The sequence below is a fragment of the Streptomyces boluensis genome (assembly GCF_009908195.1).
GTDB lineage: Bacteria > Actinomycetota > Actinomycetes > Streptomycetales > Streptomycetaceae > Streptomyces > Streptomyces boluensis.
Genome location: NZ_JAAAHS010000432.1, coordinates 1 through 5,879, shown reverse-complemented (window position 1 = coordinate 5,879; position 5,879 = coordinate 1). Strand labels below are relative to the sequence as shown.

The 5,879-nt window shown below is 69.7% G+C and carries 5 protein-coding genes and 2 pseudogenes; 6 read left to right on the top strand and 1 reads right to left on the bottom strand.

What is annotated here, in order from left to right:
• From GUY60_RS39835 to GUY60_RS32950, 4 genes and pseudogenes are all read left to right on the top strand, one after another.
• Window positions 1-292: pseudogene (locus GUY60_RS39835) on the top strand (hypothetical protein); the annotation flags it as partial.
• 129 nt (window positions 293-421) lie between these two features.
• On the top strand, window positions 422-1,645 hold the full coding sequence (locus GUY60_RS32955; protein ID WP_161704587.1) for an RNA-guided endonuclease InsQ/TnpB family protein: 1,224 nt from the start codon (window positions 422-424) through the stop codon (window positions 1,643-1,645).
• Between the two features lie 358 nt (window positions 1,646-2,003).
• A complete protein-coding gene (locus tag GUY60_RS39590) occupies window positions 2,004-2,351 on the top strand; it encodes an MFS transporter (RefSeq protein ID WP_312866515.1) in 348 nt (115 codons plus the stop codon).
• Entirely contained in the window at window positions 2,255-2,743 is a 489-nt protein-coding gene (locus GUY60_RS32950) for an MFS transporter (RefSeq protein ID WP_312866514.1), read from the top strand. The genes GUY60_RS39590 and GUY60_RS32950 overlap by 97 nt, the downstream gene beginning before the upstream one ends.
• Before the next feature lie 110 nt (window positions 2,744-2,853).
• On the opposite strand, the gene gcl is transcribed toward GUY60_RS32950, so the two are convergent.
• On the bottom strand, window positions 2,854-4,641 hold the full coding sequence (gcl, locus tag GUY60_RS32945) for a glyoxylate carboligase (protein ID WP_161704584.1): 1,788 nt from the start codon (window positions 4,639-4,641) through the stop codon (window positions 2,854-2,856).
• 332 nt (window positions 4,642-4,973) lie between these two features.
• Here gcl and GUY60_RS32940 point away from each other — a divergent pair, with 332 nt between their 5' ends.
• Both GUY60_RS32940 and GUY60_RS39285 read left to right on the top strand, forming a co-directional pair.
• Window positions 4,974-5,690 carry a hypothetical protein gene (locus GUY60_RS32940; RefSeq protein WP_161704582.1) on the top strand — a complete coding sequence of 239 codons (717 nt, stop codon included), beginning with the start codon at window positions 4,974-4,976 and terminating at the stop codon, window positions 5,688-5,690.
• A 34-nt stretch (window positions 5,691-5,724) separates the two neighbouring features.
• A pseudogene (locus GUY60_RS39285) lies at window positions 5,725-5,879 on the top strand (GNAT family N-acetyltransferase); the annotation flags it as partial.

The window sequence follows — 5,879 nt, the reverse complement described above, 5'->3', positions numbered from 1 at the left end:
GGTCCCCACAGCCCCACAGCCCCACAGCCCCGCAACTCCCGTAGATCACAAGTCGATTGCGAAGCCCGACGACGCCCTGCGCGGCGCCCTGCCACGTCCCATGCTCAGCCGACGGCTCCACCCTCCCGCTGACGGCGCGGCCGCCGCCCAGCTCGACCGCGGCCAGGCCCTCGTCGAGGCGGTGCTCACCGACCTCGGATCCGCGCCCGCGGACGAGCGGTTGCGGGCCCTGCTGCGGATCGCCGCAGAGGTGCAGGAGGCGGCGCGGCCGGTGTGTTGGCCCGCCAGCTGATCGTTCGTGAACACGTTGTGCCAGATTTGATCGCGACAACCGTACGGTGAATGTGTCATAAGCGTGCAGTGTCGGGCAGTTCCGATCTTGGGGTCTAGCTGGCGATCGTACGTGCGTACGTTGTTTCGTATGCAGCTTCGGTACGCCTTCAGGTTGTACCCGGATCGGGTCCAACGTGCGGCGTTGGAGCGGGCGTTCGGGTGCGCTCGCGTCGTCTTCAACGACGTTGTACGTGCGCGTCTGGACGCGCGGGCGGCGGGCTTGCCGTTCCCGAAGGCCGGGGAGCTGTCGAAGTGTCTGATCACCGAGGCGAAGCGGACCGAGGCCCGTTCATGGCTGGGTGAAGTCTCCGCGGTGATCCTGCAGCAGTCCCTGCGTGACGCGGATACGGCCTACCGGAACTTCTTCGCCTCCCTCAAAGGCGAACGCAAGGGGTCCAGGCTGGGGGCGCCTAGGTTCAAGTCCCGCAAGGACAGCCGGCAGTCGATCCGGTTCACTGCCAATGCCCGCTGGTCGGTCACCGGTAGCGGGCGGTTGAGTCTGCCGAAGGTCGGGGCGGTGAAGGTGAAGTGGTCACGCAGTCTGCCCAGCACTCCGACCTCGGTTACCGTGATCAAGGATGCGGCCGGGAGGTACTTCGCCTCGTTCGTCGTCGACACCGACCCTGACGCGGATGCCACCCGCATGCCCGAGACGGCTGAGAGCGTGGGCATCGATCTGGGCCTGACGCACTTCGCGATCCTCGACGACAGCACGAAGATCGACTCCCCACGCTTCCTGCGCCGTGCGGAGAAGAAGCTGAAGAAGACCCAGCGGGCCCTGTCCCGCAAACAGAAGGGATCGAAAAACCGGGAGAAGGCCCGGATCAAGGTCGCCCGAGCGCATGCCCAAGTGGCCGATGCCCGCCGCGAGTTCCACCACCAGCTCTCCACTAAGCTGATCCGCGAGAACCAAGCGGTCGCTGTGGAGGATCTGGCGGTGAAGGGGCTGGCGCGCACGAGGCTGGCGAAGAGTGTGCACGACGCGGGCTGGGCGCAGTTCGTGGCCATGCTCGTCTACAAGGCCGAACGGTACGGACGCACCCTCATCAAGATCGGCCGGTTCGAACCGACCAGCCAGACCTGCTCGCACTGCGGGCATGTGGACGGGCCCAAGCCCCTCCACGTCCGGGAGTGGACCTGCCCCGCCTGCGGAGCGCTCCTCGACCGGGACATCAACTCCGCACGCAACGTGAAACAGGCCGCCGGACTGGCGGTATCAGCCTGTGGAGCGCAGGTAAGACCAGAACCCGTTCTGGCACAGCGCGACGAAACAGGAAGCCACGGATTCCCTCCCGAAGCCCACGCCGCATAGCGGCACGGGCTTCGGGAGGGAAGGCCGGAATCCTCGGGCTTCAGCCCGAGGAGCAAGTCAAGTCAGCTGCCTGGACACAGTGGTCCCGGACTCCGGCTCCGGCACAGAGGCCGCACGGCGCATCGTCGGCCAGGGTTACGCGGGCACCACCACCGACAGTGCTTGAGCCGTCCGGTACCGCCGGCACCGCCAAGCCCGAAGTGCCCGCACGCGCGCGGCGCCGCTCGGTCGCGACGACCGTGGTGGGCAACTTCGTCGAGTCCTTCGACTGGCTGGCTACGGCCTGTTCGCGCCGCTGTTCGCCGCCAGGTTCTTCCCCTCGGCGAACCCCGTCACGTCGCTGCTCGGCGCCTTCGCGGTGCTCGGCGTGGGCGTGCTCGTACGCCCGCTCGGCGGCATCCTGCTCGGCCGGCTCGCCGACCGCAGGGGCCGTAAACCCGCGCTCGTCCTGGCCATCGCCCTGATGACCGGCGGCTCCGTGCTTGTCGGTGTCACGCCGACGTACGAACAGATCGGCCTGGCCGCCCCGTTCGTGCTGCTGCTCGCGCGGGTGGCGCAGGGCATCTCGTCCGGGGTGAATGGCCCGCCGCCAGCGCCTACTTGTTGGAGGTGGCCCCCGAGCACCGCAAGTGCCTGTACAGCAGCCTCTTCTCGCTCACCACCGCGGGCGGCGCGTTCACCGCGTCCATGCTCGGCGGGGTGCTGACCGGCGCGCTCGGCGCGGAGGCGCTCGCCTCGTGGGGCTGGCGTATCCCGTTCCTGGTGGGCGGGTTGATGGGCGCCGTACTGCTGATGCTGCGGCACCGGCTGGTGGAGACCGAGGTGTTCCGGCGCGAGGTCCGCCCGCGCACGGCGCCCGTTCCCGTACGGCACATCCTGCGCGACCACGGTGATGCCGAAGCTGCTGTCGGACCTCTTCCCGCCGCGGATCCGCGCCCTGGGCATCGGTCTGCCGCACGCCCTGACCACCGCGCTGCTCGGCGGTGTCGCCCCCGGTCACCGCCACGTATCTGGAGGAGCACGGCGCGGCAGGTTGGTTCATCGCGGCGGTTGTCGCGGCGGAGCGAGCCGGTGGCGCTGGCGGGCGCGCACGGGTAGCCCGTACACGTAGCGCCCGTACGCGTAACGCCCTTACACATGGCGCCCGTACGACGACGGGGCGGTCCACCCCCCTCCGGGTGGACCGCCCCGTCGTCAGGGTCGGAGCGTCAGCTCTTGAGCGGCTTGATCGCCGTCGGAGCGTGCCAGTCCTCCGTCGCGATCTCCTCGAACTCCGTGACGTCGGAGATGTCGGCGGTCTTGCTCATCGCGATGTTGGTGATGCGCTCCAGGATCGCCTCGACGACGACCGGGACGCGGTGCTCGGCGGCCAGCTTCTTGGCCTGCTCCAGGGCGTCGCCCAGGTCGGCCGGGTCGGTGACGCGGATCGCCTTGCAGCCGAGGCCCTCGGCGACCTTGACGTGGTCGACGCCGTACACGCCCAGCTCGGGGCTGTTCTGGTTCTCGAACTCCAGGTTGACCTGGAAGTTGATGTCCAGAGCGGCCTGCGCCTGGCGGATCAGGCCGAGGTAGGCGTTGTTGACCAGGACGTGGACGTACGGGATGCGGTGCTGGGCGCCGACGGCCAGTTCCTCGATCATGAACTGGAAGTCGTAGTCACCGGAGAGCGCGACGACCGGGGTCTCCGGGTCGGCCTTGGCGACGCCGAGCGCGGCCGAGATGGTCCAGCCGAGCGGGCCGGCCTGGCCGCAGTTGATCCAGTGGCGCGGCTTGTAGACGTGCAGCATCTGCGCGCCGGCGATCTGGGAGAGGCCGATGGTGGTGACGTACCGGGTCTCCGGGCCGAAGGCCTTGTTCATCTCCTCGTAGACGCGCTGCGGCTTCATGGGGATGTTGTCGAAGTGCGTACGGCGCTGCAGCGAGGCCTTGCGCTCCAGGTGGGAGGCGACCCACTCGGAGCGGTCCGGGAGCTTGCCGGCGGCCTTCAGCTCACGCGCGACCTCGACGAACAGCTCCAGGGCGGCGCCGGCGTCGGAGGTGATGCCGTAGTCCGGCGGGAAGATCTTGCCGATCTGGGTGGGCTCGATGTCGACGTGGACGAACTTGCGGCCCTCGCGGTACACGTCCAGCTTGTAGCCGGTGTGACGGTTGGCCCAGCGGTTTCCGATGCCGAGGACGAAGTCCGACTCCAGGAACGTGGCGTTGCCGTAGCGGTGGCCGGTCTGCTGGCCGACCATGCCCGCGTTCAGCTCGTGGTCGTCCGGGATCGTGCCCCAGCCCATCAGGGTCGGGACGACCGGGGTGTTGGTGAGCTCGGCGAACTCGACAAGCAGGTCGGAGGCGTCGGCGTTGATGATGCCGCCGCCCGCGACGATCAGCGGGCGCTCGGAGGCGAGCAGGAACTGGATCGCCTTCTCGATCTGGGCGCGGGTCGCGGCGGGCTTGTAGACCGGCAGCGGCTCGTACGTCTCCGGGTCGAACTCGATCTCGGCCATCTGGACGTCGATGGGCAGGTCGATCAGGACCGGGCCCGGACGGCCGGAGCGCATCAGGTGGAAGGCCTGCTGGAAGACGCCGGGGACCTGCGCGGCCTCCAGGACGGTGACGGCCATCTTCGCGACCGGCTTGGCGATCGAGGCGATGTCGACGGCCTGGAAGTCCTCCTTGTGCAGGAGGTGGCTCGGGGCCTGGCCGGTGATGCACAGGATCGGGATGGAGTCACCGATCGCCGAGTACAGACCGGTGATCATGTCGGTGCCCGCGGGGCCCGAAGTACCGATCGCCAGACCGATGTTGCCGGGGTTGGCGCGGGTGTAGCCCTCGGCCATGTGCGTGGCGCCCTCGACGTGGCGGGCCAGCGTGTGGTCGATACCGCCGACCAGCTTGAGCGCCTTGTAGAAGGGGTTGATCGCGGCGCCCGGCACGCCGAACGCGTTCGTAACGCCCTCGCGCTTGAGGATCTCCACTGCCGCCGCGGCGGCTGTCATTCGAGGCATTGGGTACTCCTGCGTCGACCTGTCGGGCACTTCCAGTGGCCACCGCTTCTCGGTTTCCACTATGCGGAAGTAATGTTCTGCTATACGGAAGCAATGTAGAAGCAGGTCCGTAGGATCGTCAAGAGGCCTTCTCTCAGGAACCCCGCGAAGACCCCGCAAAGAGCGCCCCACGAGCCCCCTGGGTCCGTCGATCGCCCCTCGGCCGGCCTTCGGCGCGGGCAACCTGGCCAACTCCCTCCCCAGAAGCCGCGGATTGGTGGAGCATGGGTACGCGGCAGGGGGGAAACGCGATGTCACACGGAGGGAGCCGACCATGGCGAGGGGTGGCTCCGATGGCTGAGAGCGTGCCGGTCCGATGCCCGGTCTGCCGCCGCGAGCACCTGTACGCGGCCCCGGCCTACCCGTGCGCCTGCGGAACCCCGGTCGCCCCGCCCCTGGTGCGTGGCGCACCCGCCGTACCCATCACGCATCGCACCTGGGCGGACGCCTGGGTGAGCGCGCGCTGCCCGTCCTGCGGGCGCCGGGACCAGTGGCCGCAGCCCGAGCTCGGCTGCGCCTGCGGCACCGCCCTGCGCATCCCCGTGCGCTCCGTCGCCTCGGGCCCGCAGCAGTCCTCTGTACCGCCGCTGCACATCCCGCTGCCGCCGACCGGGCCCGCGCCCCGGCCCGCGTTCCACCCGGTGACCATCCGTACCGGCCGGGACGCGGTGACCGCCGCCGCCCTGTACCTGAAGTGGCTGGGCTACCGGGACGTACGCCAGGTCGAGCAGCGCGGCGGCCACAGCGTCGGGCTGCACGCGCCCGGCCTGGTCGCGCGGGTCGAGCCGTCCACCCGGCGGACCACGCTGCGCCACGTCGAGACGCTCTGGCTGTCCGCCCTCGCGGACTCGGCGGTGCCCGTGCACTTCTCGCTCGCCGGGTACACCGACGAGGCGCGGGCGCGCGCGGACACCCTCGCCGTCCCCCTCTTCGTCCTGGACCTCACGGGCACGCCCCAGCCCGTGAACAGCCCGGCGGACGAGCTGGTCACCACGGGCGGCCCCGATTAGGGCCTGCCGTCCGGGTACGGAGCACACTGACGCCATGCGCATCCGCCTGGCCACCACCGCCGACCTGCCACTGCTCCAGGAGATCGAGCGCGCGGCGGGGGAACCGTTCCGGGCACTCGGCATGGCCGCCATCGCCGACGACGAGCCGCCGCCACTCGCCGAGCTCGACCGCTTCCGGCGGGCGGGGCA

What these genes read in the sequence shown, in the direction of transcription:
- GUY60_RS32940 (WP_161704582.1), top strand. Translation starts at nt 4,974, where the DNA reads ATGGCTGAGAGCGTGCCGGTCCGATGCCCGGTCTGCCGCCGCGAGCAC.
- GUY60_RS32955 (WP_161704587.1), top strand. Translation starts at nt 422, where the DNA reads ATGCAGCTTCGGTACGCCTTCAGGTTGTACCCGGATCGGGTCCAACGT.
- gcl (WP_161704584.1), bottom strand. Translation starts at nt 4,641, where the DNA reads ATGCCTCGAATGACAGCCGCCGCGGCGGCAGTGGAGATCCTCAAGCGC.